This window comes from Oceanospirillum sediminis (assembly GCF_014164585.1).
Lineage (GTDB): Bacteria > Pseudomonadota > Gammaproteobacteria > Pseudomonadales > Halomonadaceae > Oceanospirillum > Oceanospirillum sediminis.
Map to the genome: position 1 here is coordinate 1 of NZ_JACJFM010000360.1, position 307 is coordinate 307.

At 37.1% G+C, this 307-nt stretch carries 1 protein-coding gene; it reads left to right on the forward strand.

The window, feature by feature from the left end; translation table 11 throughout:
* Positions 1-82 precede the first annotated feature (82 nt).
* The coding region (locus H4O21_RS28905; protein ID WP_182812774.1) for a TonB-dependent receptor plug domain-containing protein at positions 83-307 on the forward strand (225 nt) is incomplete at its 3' end.

Consider the following 307-nt stretch of genomic DNA (forward strand, 5'->3'; position numbering starts at 1 on the left):
GTTTTCGTATTTGGGGTATGATACTGAAACCGTTCCCATTCACTCAAGCGTAATAAACTTAAGTTTGGAGGAGGATGTTGCAATGTTAGATGAAGTTGTAGTTGTTGGTTATGGAACCTCAACTAGTTCTGCTCTATCAGGAAGCGTAGCTGGTGTTTCTTCCACGTCAAATATAAAGATAAGAGGTGTTGGCTCTTTCAAAACTAAAGGTACACCATTATATGTTATTGATGGCGTAATAAGTAGTGCAAACGATTTCAAGAGATTAGATGAAAGCATGATTGCATCTGCAGATATTTTAAAAGAC